Annotated in this window: 26 protein-coding genes; 20 read left to right on the top strand and 6 right to left on the bottom strand. The window is 52.9% G+C overall.

Features of this window, described 5'->3' with window-relative positions:
- Window positions 1-4 precede the first annotated feature (4 nt).
- From rplR to FHW76_RS13615, 14 genes are all read left to right on the top strand, one after another.
- Window positions 5-358: a 50S ribosomal protein L18 gene (rplR, locus tag FHW76_RS13680; protein WP_006817270.1), complete on the top strand. Its 354-nt coding sequence runs from the start codon at window positions 5-7 to the stop codon at window positions 356-358.
- Between the two features lie 14 nt (window positions 359-372).
- Window positions 373-876, top strand: coding sequence for a 30S ribosomal protein S5 (gene rpsE, locus FHW76_RS13675; RefSeq protein WP_000940121.1), 504 nt, complete (start codon window positions 373-375; stop codon window positions 874-876).
- Between the two features lie 3 nt (window positions 877-879).
- Window positions 880-1,059 (top strand): 50S ribosomal protein L30, encoded by a 180-nt coding sequence (gene rpmD / locus FHW76_RS13670; RefSeq protein ID WP_001140434.1) that lies wholly within the window; start codon window positions 880-882, stop codon window positions 1,057-1,059.
- A gap of 3 nt (window positions 1,060-1,062) precedes the next feature.
- On the top strand, window positions 1,063-1,497 hold the full coding sequence (gene rplO / locus FHW76_RS13665; protein WP_002919516.1) for a 50S ribosomal protein L15: 435 nt from the start codon (window positions 1,063-1,065) through the stop codon (window positions 1,495-1,497).
- 7 nt (window positions 1,498-1,504) lie between these two features.
- Complete coding sequence (secY, locus tag FHW76_RS13660; protein WP_008807050.1) at window positions 1,505-2,836, top strand: preprotein translocase subunit SecY; 1,332 nt, start codon at window positions 1,505-1,507, stop codon at window positions 2,834-2,836.
- A 33-nt stretch (window positions 2,837-2,869) separates the two neighbouring features.
- A complete protein-coding gene (rpmJ, locus tag FHW76_RS13655; protein WP_000868187.1) occupies window positions 2,870-2,986 on the top strand; it encodes a 50S ribosomal protein L36 in 117 nt (38 codons plus the stop codon).
- Window positions 2,987-3,132: 146 nt separating this feature from the next.
- Complete coding sequence (rpsM, locus tag FHW76_RS13650) at window positions 3,133-3,489, top strand: 30S ribosomal protein S13 (protein ID WP_002919259.1); 357 nt, start codon at window positions 3,133-3,135, stop codon at window positions 3,487-3,489.
- A 16-nt stretch (window positions 3,490-3,505) separates the two neighbouring features.
- A complete protein-coding gene (gene rpsK, locus FHW76_RS13645; protein ID WP_004388621.1) occupies window positions 3,506-3,895 on the top strand; it encodes a 30S ribosomal protein S11 in 390 nt (129 codons plus the stop codon).
- Window positions 3,896-3,928: 33 nt separating this feature from the next.
- Complete coding sequence (gene rpsD / locus FHW76_RS13640) at window positions 3,929-4,549, top strand: 30S ribosomal protein S4 (RefSeq protein ID WP_002919224.1); 621 nt, start codon at window positions 3,929-3,931, stop codon at window positions 4,547-4,549.
- Window positions 4,550-4,574: 25 nt separating this feature from the next.
- Window positions 4,575-5,564, top strand: a complete 990-nt coding sequence (locus tag FHW76_RS13635; protein ID WP_002919219.1) for a DNA-directed RNA polymerase subunit alpha — start codon at window positions 4,575-4,577, stop codon at window positions 5,562-5,564.
- A 40-nt stretch (window positions 5,565-5,604) separates the two neighbouring features.
- Complete coding sequence (gene rplQ, locus FHW76_RS13630; RefSeq protein WP_002919206.1) at window positions 5,605-5,991, top strand: 50S ribosomal protein L17; 387 nt, start codon at window positions 5,605-5,607, stop codon at window positions 5,989-5,991.
- Window positions 5,992-6,099: 108 nt separating this feature from the next.
- A complete protein-coding gene (locus FHW76_RS13625) occupies window positions 6,100-6,468 on the top strand; it encodes a DUF1992 domain-containing protein (RefSeq protein WP_008807052.1) in 369 nt (122 codons plus the stop codon).
- Window positions 6,469-6,470: 2 nt separating this feature from the next.
- Complete coding sequence (zntR, locus tag FHW76_RS13620) at window positions 6,471-6,896, top strand: Zn(2+)-responsive transcriptional regulator (protein WP_008807053.1); 426 nt, start codon at window positions 6,471-6,473, stop codon at window positions 6,894-6,896.
- A 57-nt stretch (window positions 6,897-6,953) separates the two neighbouring features.
- Window positions 6,954-7,232, top strand: a complete 279-nt coding sequence (locus tag FHW76_RS13615; RefSeq protein WP_008807054.1) for an alternative ribosome-rescue factor A — start codon at window positions 6,954-6,956, stop codon at window positions 7,230-7,232.
- Here the strand turns inward: FHW76_RS13615 and mscL are convergent.
- The 5 genes from mscL to def all read right to left on the bottom strand — a co-directional run bounded on the left by mscL (window position 7,168) and on the right by def (window position 11,931).
- Window positions 7,168-7,581 carry a large-conductance mechanosensitive channel protein MscL gene (gene mscL / locus FHW76_RS13610; RefSeq protein ID WP_004145325.1) on the bottom strand — a complete coding sequence of 138 codons (414 nt, stop codon included), beginning with the start codon at window positions 7,579-7,581 and terminating at the stop codon, window positions 7,168-7,170. The two genes, FHW76_RS13615 and mscL, sit on opposite strands and share 65 nt — an antisense overlap.
- Window positions 7,582-7,721: 140 nt before the next feature.
- The gene (gene trkA / locus FHW76_RS13605) at window positions 7,722-9,098 is read right to left on the bottom strand and encodes a Trk system potassium transporter TrkA (RefSeq protein WP_008807055.1); all 1,377 of its coding nucleotides are present in this window, start codon (window positions 9,096-9,098) and stop codon (window positions 7,722-7,724) included.
- A 13-nt stretch (window positions 9,099-9,111) separates the two neighbouring features.
- A complete protein-coding gene (gene rsmB / locus FHW76_RS13600; RefSeq protein ID WP_008807056.1) occupies window positions 9,112-10,407 on the bottom strand; it encodes a 16S rRNA (cytosine(967)-C(5))-methyltransferase RsmB in 1,296 nt (431 codons plus the stop codon).
- A gap of 52 nt (window positions 10,408-10,459) precedes the next feature.
- Entirely contained in the window at window positions 10,460-11,407 is a 948-nt protein-coding gene (fmt, locus tag FHW76_RS13595) for a methionyl-tRNA formyltransferase (RefSeq protein ID WP_008807057.1), read from the bottom strand.
- A 14-nt stretch (window positions 11,408-11,421) separates the two neighbouring features.
- Window positions 11,422-11,931, bottom strand: a complete 510-nt coding sequence (gene def, locus FHW76_RS13590) for a peptide deformylase (protein WP_008807058.1) — start codon at window positions 11,929-11,931, stop codon at window positions 11,422-11,424.
- Window positions 11,932-12,059: 128 nt separating this feature from the next.
- Here def and dprA point away from each other — a divergent pair, with 128 nt between their 5' ends.
- Genes dprA through FHW76_RS13560 form a run of 6 tightly spaced genes read left to right on the top strand, consistent with a single transcriptional unit; the run spans window position 12,060 to window position 15,851 of the window.
- Window positions 12,060-13,184 carry a DNA-protecting protein DprA gene (dprA, locus tag FHW76_RS13585; RefSeq protein WP_012967155.1) on the top strand — a complete coding sequence of 375 codons (1,125 nt, stop codon included), beginning with the start codon at window positions 12,060-12,062 and terminating at the stop codon, window positions 13,182-13,184.
- A complete protein-coding gene (gene smg / locus FHW76_RS13580) occupies window positions 13,156-13,629 on the top strand; it encodes a DUF494 family protein Smg (RefSeq protein WP_008807060.1) in 474 nt (157 codons plus the stop codon). Before dprA ends, smg begins: the two co-directional genes overlap by 29 nt.
- A 26-nt stretch (window positions 13,630-13,655) precedes the next feature.
- Window positions 13,656-14,198, top strand: a complete 543-nt coding sequence (locus tag FHW76_RS13575; RefSeq protein ID WP_004145330.1) for a type I DNA topoisomerase — start codon at window positions 13,656-13,658, stop codon at window positions 14,196-14,198.
- Between the two features lie 4 nt (window positions 14,199-14,202).
- Window positions 14,203-14,775, top strand: coding sequence for an L-threonylcarbamoyladenylate synthase type 1 TsaC (gene tsaC, locus FHW76_RS13570; RefSeq protein WP_008807062.1), 573 nt, complete (start codon window positions 14,203-14,205; stop codon window positions 14,773-14,775).
- A gap of 3 nt (window positions 14,776-14,778) precedes the next feature.
- Window positions 14,779-15,597, top strand: a complete 819-nt coding sequence (gene aroE, locus FHW76_RS13565; RefSeq protein ID WP_008807063.1) for a shikimate dehydrogenase — start codon at window positions 14,779-14,781, stop codon at window positions 15,595-15,597.
- Window positions 15,594-15,851, top strand: coding sequence for a DUF1488 domain-containing protein (locus FHW76_RS13560; protein ID WP_008807064.1), 258 nt, complete (start codon window positions 15,594-15,596; stop codon window positions 15,849-15,851). Before aroE ends, FHW76_RS13560 begins: the two co-directional genes overlap by 4 nt.
- Here the strand turns inward: FHW76_RS13560 and FHW76_RS13555 are convergent.
- Window positions 15,827-16,381, bottom strand: a complete 555-nt coding sequence (locus FHW76_RS13555; RefSeq protein WP_008807065.1) for a gamma carbonic anhydrase family protein — start codon at window positions 16,379-16,381, stop codon at window positions 15,827-15,829. The genes FHW76_RS13560 and FHW76_RS13555 overlap by 25 nt on opposite strands.
- Between the last annotated feature and the right edge of the window lie 294 nt (window positions 16,382-16,675).

Below are 16,675 nucleotides of genomic sequence, written 5' to 3'. Positions count from 1 at the left end.
CACTATGGATAAGAAATCTGCTCGTATCCGTCGTGCGACCCGCGCACGCCGCAAGCTCCAGGAGCTGGGTGCAACTCGCCTGGTGGTACATCGTACCCCGCGTCATATTTACGCACAGGTAATTGCTCCGAATGGTTCTGAAGTTCTGGTAGCTGCTTCTACTGTAGAAAAAGCTATCTCTGAACAACTGAAGTACACCGGTAACAAAGACGCGGCTGCAGCTGTGGGTAAAGCTGTTGCTGAACGCGCTCTGGAAAAAGGCATCAAAGATGTTTCCTTTGACCGTTCCGGGTTCCAATATCATGGTCGTGTCCAGGCACTGGCAGATGCTGCCCGTGAAGCTGGCCTTCAGTTCTAAGGTAGAGGTGTAAGATGGCTCACATCGAAAAACAAGCTGGCGAACTGCAGGAAAAGCTGATCGCGGTAAACCGCGTATCTAAAACCGTTAAAGGTGGTCGTATTTTCTCCTTCACAGCTCTGACTGTAGTTGGTGATGGTAACGGTCGCGTTGGTTTTGGTTACGGTAAAGCGCGTGAAGTTCCAGCAGCGATCCAGAAAGCGATGGAAAAAGCCCGTCGCAACATGATTAACGTCGCGCTGAACAACGGCACCCTGCAACACCCGGTTAAAGGTGTTCACACGGGTTCTCGTGTATTCATGCAGCCAGCTTCCGAAGGTACCGGTATCATCGCCGGTGGTGCAATGCGCGCCGTTCTGGAAGTTGCTGGGGTTCATAACGTTCTGGCTAAAGCATACGGTTCCACCAACCCGATCAACGTGGTTCGTGCAACTATTGATGGCCTGGAAAATATGAATTCTCCAGAAATGGTCGCTGCCAAGCGTGGTAAATCCGTTGAAGAAATTCTGGGGAAATAAACCATGGCAAAGACTATTAAAATTACTCAAACCCGCAGTGCAATCGGTCGTCTGCCGAAACACAAGGCAACACTGCTTGGCCTGGGTCTGCGTCGTATTGGTCACACCGTAGAGCGCGAGGATACTCCTGCTGTTCGTGGTATGGTCAACGCGGTTTCCTTCATGGTTAAAGTTGAGGAGTAAGAGATGCGTTTAAATACTCTGTCTCCGGCCGAAGGCTCCAAAAAGGCGGGTAAACGCTTGGGTCGTGGTATCGGTTCTGGCCTCGGTAAAACCGGTGGTCGTGGTCACAAAGGTCAGAAGTCTCGTTCTGGCGGTGGCGTACGTCGCGGTTTCGAGGGTGGTCAGATGCCTCTGTACCGTCGTCTGCCGAAATTCGGCTTCACTTCTCGTAAAGCGATGATCACCGCAGAGATCCGTCTCTCCGATCTGGCTCACGTAGAAGGCGATGTAGTAGACCTGAACGCGCTGAAAGCGGCAAACATTATCGGTGTCCAGATCGAGTTCGCGAAAGTGATCCTGTCTGGTGAGGTAACTCGTCCGGTAACTGTTCGTGGCCTGCGTGTGACTAAAGGTGCTCGTGCTGCTATCGAAGCTGCTGGCGGTAAAATTGAGGAATAAGTAGCAGATGGCTAAACAACCGGGATTAGATTTTCAAAGTGCCAAAGGTGGCCTTGGCGAACTGAAACGCAGACTTCTGTTTGTGGTCGGTGCGCTGATAGTGTTCCGTATTGGCTCTTTTATTCCGATCCCTGGTATTGATGCCGCTGTACTTGCCAAACTGCTTGAGCAACAGCGAGGCACCATCATTGAAATGTTCAACATGTTCTCTGGTGGTGCTCTCAGCCGTGCTTCTATCTTTGCACTGGGGATTATGCCGTATATCTCGGCATCTATCATCGTGCAGCTGCTGACGGTGGTTTACCAACCGCTGGCAGAGCTGAAGAAAGAAGGGGAGTCTGGTCGTCGTAAGATCAGCCAGTACACCCGCTACGGTACTCTGGTGCTGGCGATATTCCAGTCGATCGGTATTGCTACCGGTCTGCCGAATATGCCTGGTATGCAGGGCCTGGTGATTAATCCAGGCTTTGCGTTCTATTTCACCGCTGTTGTAAGTCTGGTCACAGGGACTATGTTCCTGATGTGGCTCGGCGAACAGATCACTGAACGCGGTATCGGTAACGGTATCTCGATCCTGATCTTCGCCGGGATCGTTGCGGGACTCCCGCCGGCCATCGCCCATACTATCGAGCAAGCGCGTCAAGGCGACCTGCACTTCCTCCTGTTGCTGTTGGTTGCAGTATTAGTATTTGCAGTGACCTTCTTTGTTGTATTCGTTGAACGTGGTCAACGCCGCATTGTGGTAAACTACGCGAAACGGCAGCAGGGTCGTCGTGTCTATGCTGCACAGAGCACACATTTACCGCTGAAAGTGAATATGGCGGGGGTAATCCCGGCAATCTTCGCTTCCAGTATTATACTGTTCCCGGCAACCATCACGTCATGGTTCGGGGGTGGTACTGGTTGGAACTGGCTGACAACAATTTCGCTGTATTTGCAGCCTGGGCAACCGCTTTATGTGTTACTCTATGCGTCTGCAATCATCTTCTTCTGTTTCTTCTACACGGCGTTGGTTTTCAACCCGCGTGAAACAGCAGATAACCTGAAGAAGTCCGGTGCATTTGTACCAGGAATTCGTCCGGGAGAGCAAACGGCGAAGTATATCGATAAAGTGATGACTCGCCTGACTCTGGTTGGTGCGTTGTATATTACTTTTATCTGCCTGATCCCGGAGTTCATGCGTGACGCGATGAAAGTGCCGTTCTACTTCGGTGGGACATCGCTGCTTATCGTTGTTGTCGTGATTATGGACTTTATGGCTCAAGTGCAAACTCTGATGATGTCCAGTCAGTATGAGTCTGCATTGAAGAAGGCGAACCTGAAAGGCTACGGCCGTTAAAACTGGTCGCCCGAGAAGTTACGGAGAGTAAAAATGAAAGTTCGTGCTTCCGTCAAGAAATTATGCCGTAACTGCAAAATCGTTAAGCGTGATGGCGTCATCCGTGTGATTTGCAGTGCCGAGCCGAAGCATAAACAGCGCCAAGGCTGATTTATTCGCATATTTTTCTTGCAAAGTTGGATTGAGCTGGCTAGATTAGCCAGCCAATCTTTTGTATGTCTGTACGTTTCCATTTGAGTATCCTGAAAACGGGCTTTTCAGCATGGTACGTACATATTAAATAGTAGGAGTGCATAGTGGCCCGTATAGCAGGCATTAACATTCCTGATCACAAACATACCGTAATCGCTTTAACCGCTATTTTCGGTATCGGCAAAACCCGTTCTAAAGCTATCTGCGCTGAAACGGGCATCGCTGAAAATGTTAAGATCAGTGAGCTGTCTGAAGAACAAATTGATATTCTGCGTGAAGCAGTAGGTAAATTTGTCGTTGAAGGTGATCTGCGCCGTGAAATCACCCTGAGCATCAAGCGTCTGATGGACCTTGGTTGCTACCGTGGTTTACGCCATCGTCGTGGTCTTCCGGTTCGCGGTCAGCGTACCAAGACCAACGCACGTACCCGTAAGGGTCCGCGTAAACCGATCAAGAAATAATCGGGGTGATTGAATAATGGCAAAGGCACCAGTTCGTGCACGTAAGCGTGTAAGAAAACAAGTCTCTGATGGCGTGGCTCATATCCATGCTTCTTTTAACAACACCATCGTTACTATCACTGATCGTCAGGGTAACGCACTGGGTTGGGCAACAGCCGGTGGTTCCGGTTTCCGTGGTTCTCGCAAATCCACTCCGTTTGCAGCTCAGGTTGCAGCAGAGCGTTGCGCAGAAGCCGTAAAAGAATACGGCATCAAGAATCTGGAAGTTATGGTCAAAGGTCCGGGTCCGGGTCGCGAATCTACCATTCGTGCACTGAACGCCGCTGGTTTCCGCATCACTAATATTACTGATGTGACTCCGATCCCTCATAACGGTTGTCGTCCGCCGAAAAAACGTCGCGTATAACGCTACGTTTTCCAGGTTAGTTGGAGAAAGAAAATGGCAAGATATTTGGGTCCTAAGCTCAAGCTGAGCCGTCGTGAGGGCACCGACTTATTCCTTAAGTCTGGCGTTCGCGCGATCGATACCAAGTGTAAAATTGAACAAGCTCCTGGCCAGCACGGTGCGCGTAAACCGCGTCTGTCTGACTATGGTGTGCAGTTGCGTGAAAAGCAAAAAGTTCGCCGTATGTACGGTGTGCTGGAGCGTCAGTTCCGTAACTACTATAAAGAAGCAGCACGTCTGAAAGGCAACACCGGTGAAAACCTGTTGGCTCTGCTGGAAGGTCGTCTGGACAACGTTGTATACCGTATGGGCTTCGGCGCCACTCGTGCTGAAGCACGCCAGCTGGTTAGCCACAAAGCGATTATGGTAAACGGTCGTGTTGTTAACATCGCTTCTTATCAGGTTAAAGCGAATGACGTTGTCAGCATTCGTGAGAAAGCGAAAAAGCAATCTCGCGTGAAAGCCGCTCTGGAGCTGGCTGAGCAGCGTGAAAAGCCAACCTGGCTGGAAGTTGATGCTGGCAAGATGGAAGGTACGTTCAAGCGTCAGCCGGAGCGTTCTGATCTGTCTGCGGACATTAACGAACACCTGATCGTCGAGCTTTACTCCAAGTAAAGCTTAGTACCAAAGAGAGGACACAATGCAGGGTTCTGTGACAGAGTTTCTAAAACCGCGCCTGGTCGATATCGAGCAAGTGAGTTCGACGCACGCCAAGGTGACCCTTGAGCCTTTAGAGCGTGGCTTCGGCCATACTCTGGGTAACGCACTGCGCCGTATTCTGCTCTCATCGATGCCGGGTTGCGCGGTGACCGAGGTTGAGATTGATGGTGTACTGCACGAGTACAGCACCAAAGAAGGCGTTCAGGAAGACATCCTTGAAATCCTGCTCAACCTGAAAGGGCTGGCGGTGAGAGTTCAGGGTAAAGATGAAGTCATCCTTACTTTGAATAAATCTGGCATTGGCCCTGTGACTGCAGCCGACATTACCCACGACGGTGATGTCGAAATCGTCAAGCCGCAGCACGTGATTTGCCACCTGACTGATGAGAACGCTGCTATTAGCATGCGTATCAAAGTTCAGCGCGGTCGCGGTTATGTGCCGGCTTCTGCCCGAATTCATTCGGAAGAAGATGAGCGCCCAATCGGCCGTCTGCTGGTCGACGCCTGCTACAGCCCTGTAGAGCGTATTGCCTACAATGTTGAAGCTGCGCGTGTAGAACAGCGTACCGACCTGGACAAGCTGGTCATCGAAATGGAAACCAACGGCACAATCGATCCTGAAGAGGCGATTCGTCGTGCGGCAACCATTCTGGCTGAACAACTGGAAGCTTTTGTTGACTTACGTGATGTACGTCAGCCAGAAGTGAAAGAAGAGAAACCAGAGTTCGATCCGATCCTGCTGCGCCCTGTTGACGATCTGGAATTGACTGTCCGCTCTGCTAACTGCCTCAAGGCAGAAGCTATCCACTATATCGGTGATCTGGTACAGCGTACCGAGGTTGAGTTGCTGAAAACGCCGAACCTGGGTAAAAAATCTCTTACTGAGATTAAAGACGTGCTGGCTTCCCGTGGACTGTCTCTGGGCATGCGCCTGGAAAACTGGCCACCAGCAAGCATTGCTGACGAGTAACCGGATCACAGGTTAAGGTTTTACTGAGAAGGATAAGGTCATGCGCCATCGTAAGAGTGGTCGTCAACTGAACCGCAACAGCAGCCATCGCCAGGCTATGTTCCGTAACATGGCAGGTTCGCTGGTTCGTCATGAAATCATCAAGACGACCCTGCCGAAAGCGAAAGAACTGCGTCGCGTAGTTGAGCCGCTGATTACTCTTGCCAAGACTGATAGCGTTGCTAATCGTCGTCTGGCATTCGCCCGCACTCGTGATAACGAGATCGTGGCAAAACTGTTTAACGAGCTGGGCCCGCGTTTCGCGAGCCGCGCCGGTGGTTACACTCGCATTCTGAAGTGTGGCTTCCGTGCAGGCGACAACGCGCCGATGGCATACATCGAGCTGGTTGATCGTGCTGAGCCGAAAGCAGAAGCTGCTGCAGAGTAATCTGTAGTAACGTAAAAAAACCCGCCCCGGCGGGTTTTTTTATATCTACCGCATCCCCACTTCACTACACTATCTGTACTCTTTTTGTTCATCCCCCGGAGCCGTAGAATGTGGTTACTGGATCAGTGGGCGGAACGCCATATCCTCGATGCCCAAACTAAAGGTGAGTTCGATAACTTACCCGGCAGCGGCGAACCGCTGACTCTCGATGACGATTCGCATGTGCCGGCGGAGCTGCGGGCAGGTTATCGCCTTCTGAAGAATGCTGGATGCCTTCCCCCGGAGCTGGAGCAGCGAAGAGAAGCGGTGGCACTGGCTGATTTACTGAAGGGCGTCCGCCAGGACGATCCTCGTCATGCTGAACTGAGCAAACGGCTTGCCTTGCTCGAACTGAAGCTTCGTCAGGCTGGTCTGAGTACCGACTTTTTACGCGGTGAGTATGCCGAGGCTTTGCTACAAAGAATGAACCAGGAGTAAATATGTATCGTATTGGTGAGCTGGCTAAGCTGGCTGACGTCACGCCAGATACCATCCGTTATTATGAGAAACAGCAAATGATGGATCATGACGTGCGCACCGAGGGAGGATTTCGTCTTTACTCGGATAACGATCTTCAGCGGCTACGCTTTATTCGCTATGCCCGTCAGCTGGGCTTCACTCTGGAAGCGATCCGCGAATTATTGTCGATCCGTATCGATCCGGAGCACCATACCTGCCAGGAATCGAAAGGGATCGTTCAGGCGCGATTAAGCGAAGTCGAGGCGCGGATCAAAGAGTTGCAGACGATGCGTCGCTCTCTGCAGCGGCTTAATGATGCCTGCTGTGGGACTGCGCACAGTAGTGTTTATTGTTCGATCCTTGAGGCCCTTGAACAAGGCGCCAGCAATGGCGGTACGGGACGTTGATTTTTTCATCGCGCGGATCTACACTCGCGCGGAATTCACACATGCACTGGAGTTTATATGAGTCGCTATCAGCATACTAAAGGGCAAATTAAAGATAACGCCATTGAGGCACTTCTCCACGATCCGTTATTCAGGCAGCGTGTAGAGAAAAACAAGAAAGGGAAAGGAAGCTATCAACGTAAAGATAAACATGCAGGAAGGATTGACCGGGAGGCCAGTGGCAAGCAAGCGAATCGCTTTTTTACCACTGGCCTTCTGCTTTCGGTGCTGATTAAGAACGGTTGTTTTGCTCTTTCAGCAGATCGCGAATTTCGCTCAGCAGGACTTCTTCTTTAGAAGGAGCTGGCGGCGCCGCCGGAGCCTCTTCTTTCTTACGATTTAACTTATTCATCAGTTTAATCGCCATGAAGATGGCAAACGCGACGATGATGAAATCGAAAACGTTCTGAATGAATACCCCATAATGCATCACGACAGCCGGGACATCGCCCTGGGCATCACGTAGCGTGACGGCAAACTGTTTAAAATCGATCCCGCCAATCAACAGGCCGAGTGGTGGCATAATAATATCTGCGACCAGCGATGAAACAATTTTACCGAATGCTGCACCGATGATCACACCCACTGCCAAATCGACAACGTTCCCGCGCATCGCGAATTCGCGAAACTCTTTTAAAAAACTCATTTTATTCTCCTTGTGCCAGCTGACGTTGTAAGTTTAACAAATGTATTTTCATTTGCCATTCCCAGTAGATAGTTACCGCAAAATATTAACCTTTGAATAATAAGGGATAATAAAAAGGCGCCTGTTCGGCGCCCTGGGAATTACAGGAAGAAAGGACTTGGCTGGAACAGCCTTTCTACATCGGAAATAAACTTCTTATCGGTCAAAAACATGATCACATGATCGCCCTGCTCGATCCGCAGATTATTATTCGCGATCATTACGTCGTTGCCCCGCACAACGGCGCCGATGATCGTACCTGGCGGCAGCTTGATCTCATCGATCGAACGCCCGACCACCCGGGAGGTGCTCTCATCACCGTGCGCCACGGCCTCAATCGCTTCGGCAACACCGCGGCGAAGGGAGGAGACGCCGACAATATCGGCTTTACGAACATGGCTGAGGAGTGCGGAAATTGTGGCCTGTTGAGGTGATATCGCGATATCAATGACACTGCCCTGGACCAGATCCACGTAGGCTCTGCGCTGGATCAGCACCATCACTTTTTTCGCGCCCATTCGCTTTGCCAGCATCGCCGACATAATGTTTGCTTCATCGTCGTTAGTGACGGCAATAAACAGGTCCACCTGGTCAATATGCTCTTCAGCCAGCAGCTCCTGGTCCGATGCATCACCGTAGAAGACGATTGTATGCTGCAGCTTTTCCGCAAGCTCAGCGGCTCGCTGCTGATTACGTTCGATAAGCTTGACGCTGTAATCTTTTTCCAGCTTATGGGCCAGACCCGCGCCAATATTGCCCCCGCCGACCAGCATAATACGCTTATACGGCTTTTCCAGTCGCTGCAGTTCGCTCATGACCGCGCGAATATGCTGCGAGGCGGCAATAAAGAATACTTCATCGCCGGCTTCCACAATCGTCGAACCCTGTGGGCGAATAGGACGATCGTGGCGGAAAATAGCGGCCACACGCGTATCGATATGCGGCATATGCTCCCGCATGGTGGACAACGCATTCCCTACCAGCGGACCACCGTAATAGGCTTTTACTACGGCGAGGCTGACTTTCCCTTCGGCGAAGTTCACGACCTGCAGCGCGCCGGGATATTCGATCAGCCGGTGAATATTGTCGATGACCAGCTGTTCCGGAGCGATTAAGTGATCGATAGGCACCGCTTCAGAATTGAAGAGCTTATCCGCATCACGAACGTAATCTGGCGCACGAATACGCGCAATACGGTTTGGGGTATTGAATAATGAGTAGGCGACCTGACAGGCCACCATATTGGTTTCATCCGAACTGGTGACCGCTACCAGCATATCGGCATCATCGGCCCCCGCCTCGCGCAGTACGCGAGGGTGAGAGCCATGTCCCTGGACGACACGCAGGTCGAACTTATCCTGCAGGCTGCGCAGACGGTCGCCATTGGTATCAACCAGCGTAATATCATTGTTCTCGCCGACAAGGTTTTCCGCCAGCGTGCCGCCGACCTGGCCGGCGCCCAGAATAATAATCTTCATCTGCAGTGACCCATTAATTCCGACGTTTGATTAGCTTAGCGTAAAAGAAGCCATCACCTTCTTCCGGGCCCGGCAGATTTTGCTGCCCGGGGCTCGCCGGCGTACCGGTTGCATGAAGTTCAGCATCCGGGGTTCGTGCGAGGAAGGCGGAAATTTGCTGACTATTCTCTTCCGGCAGAATAGAACAGGTAGCGTAAACCAGCGTACCGCCTGGTTTCAGGTGCTCCCAGGTGGCATTCAGGATCTCGGCCTGCAGCTGGGCTAACTCGGCGATATCCCGATCCCGGCGCAGCCATTTGATATCCGGATGGCGGCGAATGACGCCGGTGGCGGAGCAGGGGGCATCCAGCAGAATACGATCGAACTGTTCGTTGCCACACCACTGCTCAGGGAAGCGACCATCGCCCTGTTTGACTTCGGCTTTCATGCCCAGCCGTTTCAGGTTGTCATAGACGCGTGACAGACGCTGTTCATCAATATCCACCGCCATGACCTGAGCCTGCGGGGCAACCTCCAGAATATGCGTCGTCTTGCCGCCCGGTGCGGCGCAAAGATCGAGAATGCGTTCGCCATTTTCCGGCAGCAGGTAGCGCATACAGCCCTGGGCCGAGGCATCCTGGACGGTGACCCAGCCTTCGGCAAAACCTGGCAACGCATGGACTGGGGCAGGGGTGGCCAGACGCACGGCGTCGGGATAGTCAGGATGGGTGAAGCCCTCTAAGCCGGCCTCTTTAAGCAGAGCAAGCCATTCATCCCGGGAATGATGGTTGCGGTTAACGCGCAGCCACATCGGCGGGCGCTGGTTGTTCGCATCGACGATCTCCTGCCACTGCTGCGGCCAGGCCTGCTGCAGGCGTTTCAGCAGCCATTTGGGATGAAGATAGCGGTTTTCATGCTCAGCAAATTCGACTAATAACGCTTCCTGCTGGCGCTGGAACTGGCGTAGCACGCCGTTGATCAGCCCTTTAAGCTGCGGGCGTTTAATGGCCACCGCGCCTTCTACCGTTTCCGCCAGTGCGGCATGCGGAGGAATACGGGTATAGAGCAACTGATAAAGCCCAACCATGATCAGAAAATGCACGGTGCGCTGTTTGCCGGTCATCGGACGCGCCATCAGCTTGTTGATAAGCCACTCAAGCTGACTGAGCGTACGCAATACGCCAAAGCACAGCTCCTGCAACAGCGCTTTGTCTTTATCGCTGACTTTCTGCTGCAGAGGGGGCAGAACGTTGCTCAAAGACTGACCTTGTTCTACCACTTGCTCGATAGCCTGGGCGGCCAGACTGCGTAAGTTTATTTTGTTTTTCATAAGCGCAAAAATAAAAATGCCCGGCTAACCCGGGCTTTTAAAGAGACAACCGTCAGGCGAGACGGGTACCAGGGATGAACCACTCCCGGCGGGAATTGAGTAAGTCCTGCGAGCTCATCGCTTTTTTACCCGCTGGCTGTAGTGATTCCAGACTGAGGATCCCATCACCCGTGGCGACCTGAATACCCTGCTTGGTTGCTGCCACTATTGTTCCCGGCTCGGCGTGCGTGGCTTCGGCAATAACCGATGCCCGCCAGACTTTGACTGGCTGCCCGTCAATCTCCAGCCAGCTCATTGGCCAAGGATTAAACGCCCGGATGCAACGTTCCAGCTGTGCAGCGGAAAGCGACCAGTCGATGCGGGCCTCTTCTTTACTCAGCTTCTCGGCATAACTGACGAGTGACTCGTCCTGGACTTCAGGCTGTGCCGTTCCGTTTGCCAGTTGCGCTAAGGTTGTCAGCAGTCCCTGTGGGCCGAGGCCGGCCAGCTTATCGTACAGGCTGCCGCTGGTATCCTCAGCGGTAATGGGGCAGGAAAGCTTATACAGCATGTCACCCGTATCAAGGCCGACGTCCATCTGCATGATGGTCACGCCGGTTTCGCTATCGCCCGCCCACAGCGAACGCTGGATCGGCGCGGCGCCACGCCAGCGCGGCAGCAGGGAGCCATGAACGTTGATGCAGCCCAGACGCGGCATCTCAAGCACCGCTTTTGGCAGGATCAGACCATACGCCACCACCACCATGATATCGGCGCCTAAATCGGCGACGAGCTGTTGGTTCTCCTGCGGACGAAGAGACGATGGCTGGAATACGGGGACGTCATGGGCTTCAGCCAGCACTTTTACCGGGCTCGGCATCAATTTTTTGCCGCGTCCCGCGGGACGGTCTGGCTGAGTAAACACGCCAACGATCTGATGTTCAGACGACAACAACGCGTCAAGATGACGCGCTGCAAAATCGGGGGTGCCGGCGAAAATGATACGTAGTGAATGTGACACGGTATTCCTTGTTATCAGGCACGGGAACGTAAACGATCCAGTTTCTCAACCTTCTGACGAATGCGCTGTTGTTTGAGCGGTGACAGATAGTCAATAAACAGTTTGCCAACCAGGTGATCCATTTCATGCTGGATACAGATCGCCAGCAGGCCATCGGCCTCCAGCTCAAACGGCTTACCGTCGCGATCCAGCGCACGGATCTTCACTTTTTCCGCACGGGGTACCAGAGCACGCTGTTCCGGAATGGACAAGCAGCCTTCTTCAATACCGGTTTCGCCGTCTTTTTCCAGTAGCTCCGGGTTGATTAACACCAGCCGCTCTTCACGATTTTCCGACACATCGATCACGATGATGCGCTGATGGATATCGACCTGGGTTGCGGCCAGACCGATGCCTTCCTCGGCGTACATGGTGTCGAACATATCATCGACGATACGTTGAATTTCCGCATTCACTTCTTTGACCGGCTCGGCGACTTTGCGAAGGCGCTCGTCCGGAATATGTAACACTTGCAAAACTGCCATAAAGTTCCAGAGTCGTATTCAGGAGTTGATAAGATTATTAGCTCTATTCTAGACAAAACCCCCTGCAATTGACAGTCTCACTGTCCAATCGCAAAGATTGTCAATGCCGCTTATGGCAGGGGGTAAGGATGACGCCCGACGAGATTTGGCTGCGGCTGATGAAGGTCAATAATTTGTATGGCGACAGGATGCTGGATATTGCGCAGCGGTTATGCGCAGCCGCTTTCGTGGATAGTGAAGCGCTACATGCCGTTGGGATGACCGCGGCGCAGGTGAAGCCATTTTTACGGTTTGACGAGCGAGAGCTTGACGAGACGCAGCGCTGGCTGGAACACCCGGATCATCATCTGTTACGGGCTGACGATCCGCGCTATCCGTTGCGGCTAAGGGCTATCGCTGATTACCCCGGCGCGTTGCTGGTCAGTGGCGACCCCGCCCTGCTTCACAGCGCGCAGCTTGCCGTTATTGGCAGCCGTTTGCACTCCTGGTATGGCGCCCGCTGGGGAAAACTGTTCAGCGAAACGCTGGCGCGTAGAGGGATCACCATCACCAGTGGGCTGGCGTTAGGCATTGATGGCGTTGCGCACCGCGGCGCGCTGGCCGCGGAGGGGAAAACCATCGCGGTGCTGGGCAACGGGCTGGAACAGGTTTATCCGCGGCGCCATGCAAACCTCGCCCAACAGATCATCGACAATGGCGGTACGCTGGTCTCTGAATTTCCACTCATTACGCCGCCGCTTCCCGCTCATTTTCCCCGACGTAACCGTATTATCAGCGGCTTAAGTTTGGGCGTGCTGGTGATTGAGGCGGCGTTGCGAAGCGGATCGCTGGTCACCGTCCGTTGCGCCCTGGAGCAGGGAAGAGATGTGTTCGCCCTGCCTGGCCCGATTGGTAATCCGGGATCTGAAGGTCCGCACTGGTTAATCAAGCAAGGCGCGGTACCGGTGACCTCGCCAGAGGATATCGTGGAGTACTGGCAAAACGAGCTGGCCTGGCTTACTGATACGTCTGATTCGATAAATAATTGCGCCGATCAGCCGTCTGTAGCATTGCCATTTCCGGAGCTCCTGGCTAACGTAGGAGATGAGGTAACACCTGTTGACGTTGTCGCTGAACGTGCCGGCCAATCTGTGCCAGTAACCGTAGCTCAGCTACTTGAACTGGAGTTAGCAGGCTGGATCGCAGCTGTACCCGGCGGCTATGTCCGATTAAGGAGGGCAAGCCATGTTCGACGTACTCATGTATTTGTTTGAAACTTACATCCATAACGAAGCAGAAATGCGCGTGGATCAGGACAAACTGACGCGGGATCTTACCGATGCAGGCTTTGAGCGGGAAGATATCTATAACGCGTTAATGTGGCTCGAGAAACTGGCTGATTATCAGGAAGGTCTCGTTGAACCCATGCAGCTCGCTTCCGACCCGCTGTCGCTTCGGGTGTATACCGAAGAGGAGTGCCAGCGTCTGGATGCCAGTTGCCGGGGATTTTTACTCTTCCTCGAGCAGATTCAGGTGTTGAACCTCGAAACGCGAGAAATGGTGATAGAGCGCGTCCTGGCGCTGGATACAGCAGAATTTGAACTGGAAGACCTGAAATGGGTCATCCTGATGGTACTGTTCAACATTCCGGGCTGTGAAAACGCCTATCAGCAAATGGAAGAATTACTCTTCGAAGTAAATGAAGGTATGCTGCATTAATCTTTTTGCAGCAACATCGAGTTGTTATGACCAAATCAGCACTGTTTTCGGTGCGTAAAAATGAGCCCTGCCCGCAGTGCGGGGCTGAACTGGTGATCCGTTCCGGGAAACATGGCCCGTTTCTCGGCTGTTCGCATTATCCGGACTGTGACTATATCCGTCCCCTGAAAAGTCAGGCGGACGGTCATATCGTTAAGGTGCTGGAGGGACAGGAGTGCCCATCTTGCGGCGCTGTCATGGTGTTACGCCAGGGGCGCTTTGGTATGTTTATCGGCTGCAGTCGCTATCCCGAATGCGAGCATACCGAGCTGATTGATAAACCCGATGAGACCGCTATCGCCTGTCCGCAATGCGGACAAGGGCATCTGGTCCAGCGTCGCTCTCGTTTCGGTAAAACCTTTCATTCCTGCGATCGCTACCCTGATTGCCAGTTCGTTATCAATTTTAAACCGGTAGCGGGCGAATGCCCTGAATGCCATTACCCGCTGTTAATTGAAAAGAAGACGGCGCAGGGGCTCAGACGCTTCTGTGCCAGTAAACAATGTGGAAAGCCGATCCCGGCGGAATAAATCAGTGAACAATAACCTGCCCTCAGAAACCGTCGCCCATGCCGTGGCGGTACTGAAAAATGAACATGTCATCGCCTACCCCACAGAAGCCGTTTTTGGCGTTGGCTGCGATCCAGACAGCGAAACGGCCGTCATGCGTCTGCTGGAGCTGAAGCAGCGTCCTGTTGACAAGGGATTGATCCTTATCGCCGCCAGCTTTGAGCAGTTGAAGCCTTATGTTGATGATTCACGGTTAAGTGACTCGCAGCGGGACGCTATCTTTTCCTGCTGGCCGGGACCGGTGACGTTTGTATTCCCGGCGCGTCCTGAAACGCCGCGCTGGCTGACGGGGCGTTTTGATTCGCTGGCCGTACGCGTGACCAACCATCCGCTGGTGATTGAATTGTGCGAAGCTTACGGGAAACCGCTGGTCTCGACGAGCGCCAATCTCACCGGGCAACCACCGTGTCGTACCACCGCAGAGGTTCATGCTCAGTTTGGTGACAGCTTCCCGGTTGTGGATGGCGCCACGGGTGGACGGCAAAATCCATCTGAAATCCGTGATGCCCTGACGGGTAAACTGTTCCGCCAGGGGTGAACCATGGAAACCTATGCCGTTTTTGGTAATCCGATCGCGCACAGCAAGTCGCCTTCTATTCATCAGCTGTTTGCCCGCCAGTTAGGGATTACTCATCCTTATGGACGTGTGCTGGCGCCACTGGACGATTTTGTCTCTTCTCTGAATCAGTTCTTTGCAGAAGGAGGAAAGGGGGCCAACGTCACCGTTCCTTTTAAAGAGGAAGCTTTTGCGCGCGCGGACGAGCTGACAGAACGCGCTGCGCTGGCGGGAGCAGTAAACACCCTGAAACGCCTGGAAGATGGCCGTTTACTGGGGGACAACACCGACGGTATTGGCCTCCTGAGCGATCTGGAACGCCTGGGGTTCATTAAGCCGCGCCAGCGGATCCTGCTGGTAGGTGCTGGTGGCGCATCACGCGGGGTTCTTTTGCCGCTTCTGTCGCTGGGATGTGCCGTCACGATCGTGAATCGAACCTATTCTCGTGCCCATGAGTTAGCCACTCTCTTCGCCCATACCGGTAGCGTCAGCGCAAGAGAGATGGATACCTTATCCGGGGAAACATTCGATCTGATCATCAATGCGACGTCCAGTGGAATAGACGGTGATGTACCGGCTATCCCGGCATCTGTTGTCCACGCTGACGTGTATTGCTATGACATGTTTTACCAGAAAGGGCCAACACCGTTTCTTCACTGGTGCCAGCAGTATGGCGCAGTCCACTGTGCTGATGGGCTGGGAATGCTGGTGGCGCAAGCCGCCCATGCTGTTCTGCTATGGCACGGCGTCCTGCCGGCTATCGCTCCGGTCATCGAAACGCTGCAGCAGGAACTGAATGCATGAATCAGGCGATTCAGTTTCCTGACCGGGAATCATGGGATGCCGAACGGCAGGGTGTGGTTTTTCCTGTGCTGGTCAATGGGATGCAATTAACCTGCGCAATTTCAGGACAGAGCCTGCAGCAGCGTTTTGGTGCAGAGGGGCCAGCGCAGTGGCTGGCCGCCTTCCAGGAACATCGTTGGGATCTAGAGGAAGAGGTGGAAGCATTGATCCGCGATGGTCAGGAAGATGCTCAGGGCTGGATCTGGTTATCCTGATCCAGGTATTCATTTTTCCATTTCACATAGTTATTTGCTGAATACTTCAGTCCTTCCCGTTCCGTCTCCGTCAGGGGGCGGATCTGTTTGACCGGATTGCCAAAGTAAAGGTAGCCGCTTTCCAGTTGTTTGTTCTGCGGTACCAAACTGCCTGCACCAATCATGACGTCATCGCCAACGACGACACCATCTAATAAGATCGAACCCATACCAACCAGCACGCGGTTGCCGATAGTGCAGCCGTGCAGCATCACTTTATGACCAACAGTTACATCCTCACCAATGATCAGCGGATTTCCCTCCGGCTTATAAGAGGACTTATGGGTCACATGGAGAACGCTACCGTCCTGAATATTGCTGCGTTGACCTATCGATACATAGTTGACGTCGCCGCGAATGGCCACCAGAGGCCAGACGCTGACATCATCGGCAATTCTGACATCACCGATGACAACGCTGGATGCGTCAATCATGACGCGAAGACCGATTTGTGGGAAAAATGCTTTATAGGGGCGCAGCTGAGCAGACATATAGACCTCAAAATACCGGAATGTAAGAAGACTTTGGTGGCTTTTATCTCCCTGTGCAACCCCTGAAAACGGTGAAAATTGAGCAAATCGTGCAATTACGCGACGAAAAGGGTGAAAAATCACCATTCAGAAAAAAAGATCGAAAAAAGGCTTGTGCAAAAAAATGGGATCCCTATAATGCGCTCCCACTGACACGGCAGATGTGAATCACTTCACACAAACAGCCGGTTCGGTTGAAGAGAAAAATCCTGAAATTCAGGGTTGACTCTGAAAGAGGAAAGCGTAATATACGCC

The organism is Klebsiella sp. RC2, assembly GCF_014192815.1.
GTDB classification, from domain to species: Bacteria; Pseudomonadota; Gammaproteobacteria; order Enterobacterales; family Enterobacteriaceae; genus Klebsiella; species Klebsiella variicola.
This window is presented reverse-complemented; position numbering and strand designations above follow the sequence as displayed.

Bases quoted from the DNA above. Each gene is read 5' to 3' on its own strand.
- mscL (WP_004145325.1), bottom strand. From the start codon at position 7,581: ATGAGTTTTTTAAAAGAGTTTCGCGAATTCGCGATGCGCGGGAACGTT.
- rpsK (WP_004388621.1), top strand. From the start codon at position 3,506: ATGGCAAAGGCACCAGTTCGTGCACGTAAGCGTGTAAGAAAACAAGTC.
- FHW76_RS13555 (WP_008807065.1), bottom strand. From the start codon at position 16,381: ATGTCTGCTCAGCTGCGCCCCTATAAAGCATTTTTCCCACAAATCGGT.
- rplR (WP_006817270.1), top strand. From the start codon at position 5: ATGGATAAGAAATCTGCTCGTATCCGTCGTGCGACCCGCGCACGCCGC.
- rpmD (WP_001140434.1), top strand. From the start codon at position 880: ATGGCAAAGACTATTAAAATTACTCAAACCCGCAGTGCAATCGGTCGT.
- rplQ (WP_002919206.1), top strand. From the start codon at position 5,605: ATGCGCCATCGTAAGAGTGGTCGTCAACTGAACCGCAACAGCAGCCAT.
- secY (WP_008807050.1), top strand. From the start codon at position 1,505: ATGGCTAAACAACCGGGATTAGATTTTCAAAGTGCCAAAGGTGGCCTT.
- rplO (WP_002919516.1), top strand. From the start codon at position 1,063: ATGCGTTTAAATACTCTGTCTCCGGCCGAAGGCTCCAAAAAGGCGGGT.
- rpmJ (WP_000868187.1), top strand. From the start codon at position 2,870: ATGAAAGTTCGTGCTTCCGTCAAGAAATTATGCCGTAACTGCAAAATC.
- trkA (WP_008807055.1), bottom strand. From the start codon at position 9,098: ATGAAGATTATTATTCTGGGCGCCGGCCAGGTCGGCGGCACGCTGGCG.
- rpsE (WP_000940121.1), top strand. From the start codon at position 373: ATGGCTCACATCGAAAAACAAGCTGGCGAACTGCAGGAAAAGCTGATC.
- def (WP_008807058.1), bottom strand. From the start codon at position 11,931: ATGGCAGTTTTGCAAGTGTTACATATTCCGGACGAGCGCCTTCGCAAA.
- rsmB (WP_008807056.1), bottom strand. From the start codon at position 10,407: ATGAAAAACAAAATAAACTTACGCAGTCTGGCCGCCCAGGCTATCGAG.
- rpsD (WP_002919224.1), top strand. From the start codon at position 3,929: ATGGCAAGATATTTGGGTCCTAAGCTCAAGCTGAGCCGTCGTGAGGGC.
- FHW76_RS13615 (WP_008807054.1), top strand. From the start codon at position 6,954: ATGAGTCGCTATCAGCATACTAAAGGGCAAATTAAAGATAACGCCATT.
- FHW76_RS13560 (WP_008807064.1), top strand. From the start codon at position 15,594: ATGAATCAGGCGATTCAGTTTCCTGACCGGGAATCATGGGATGCCGAA.
- FHW76_RS13575 (WP_004145330.1), top strand. From the start codon at position 13,656: ATGACCAAATCAGCACTGTTTTCGGTGCGTAAAAATGAGCCCTGCCCG.
- smg (WP_008807060.1), top strand. From the start codon at position 13,156: ATGTTCGACGTACTCATGTATTTGTTTGAAACTTACATCCATAACGAA.
- FHW76_RS13635 (WP_002919219.1), top strand. From the start codon at position 4,575: ATGCAGGGTTCTGTGACAGAGTTTCTAAAACCGCGCCTGGTCGATATC.
- FHW76_RS13625 (WP_008807052.1), top strand. From the start codon at position 6,100: ATGTGGTTACTGGATCAGTGGGCGGAACGCCATATCCTCGATGCCCAA.
- zntR (WP_008807053.1), top strand. From the start codon at position 6,471: ATGTATCGTATTGGTGAGCTGGCTAAGCTGGCTGACGTCACGCCAGAT.
- aroE (WP_008807063.1), top strand. From the start codon at position 14,779: ATGGAAACCTATGCCGTTTTTGGTAATCCGATCGCGCACAGCAAGTCG.
- dprA (WP_012967155.1), top strand. From the start codon at position 12,060: ATGACGCCCGACGAGATTTGGCTGCGGCTGATGAAGGTCAATAATTTG.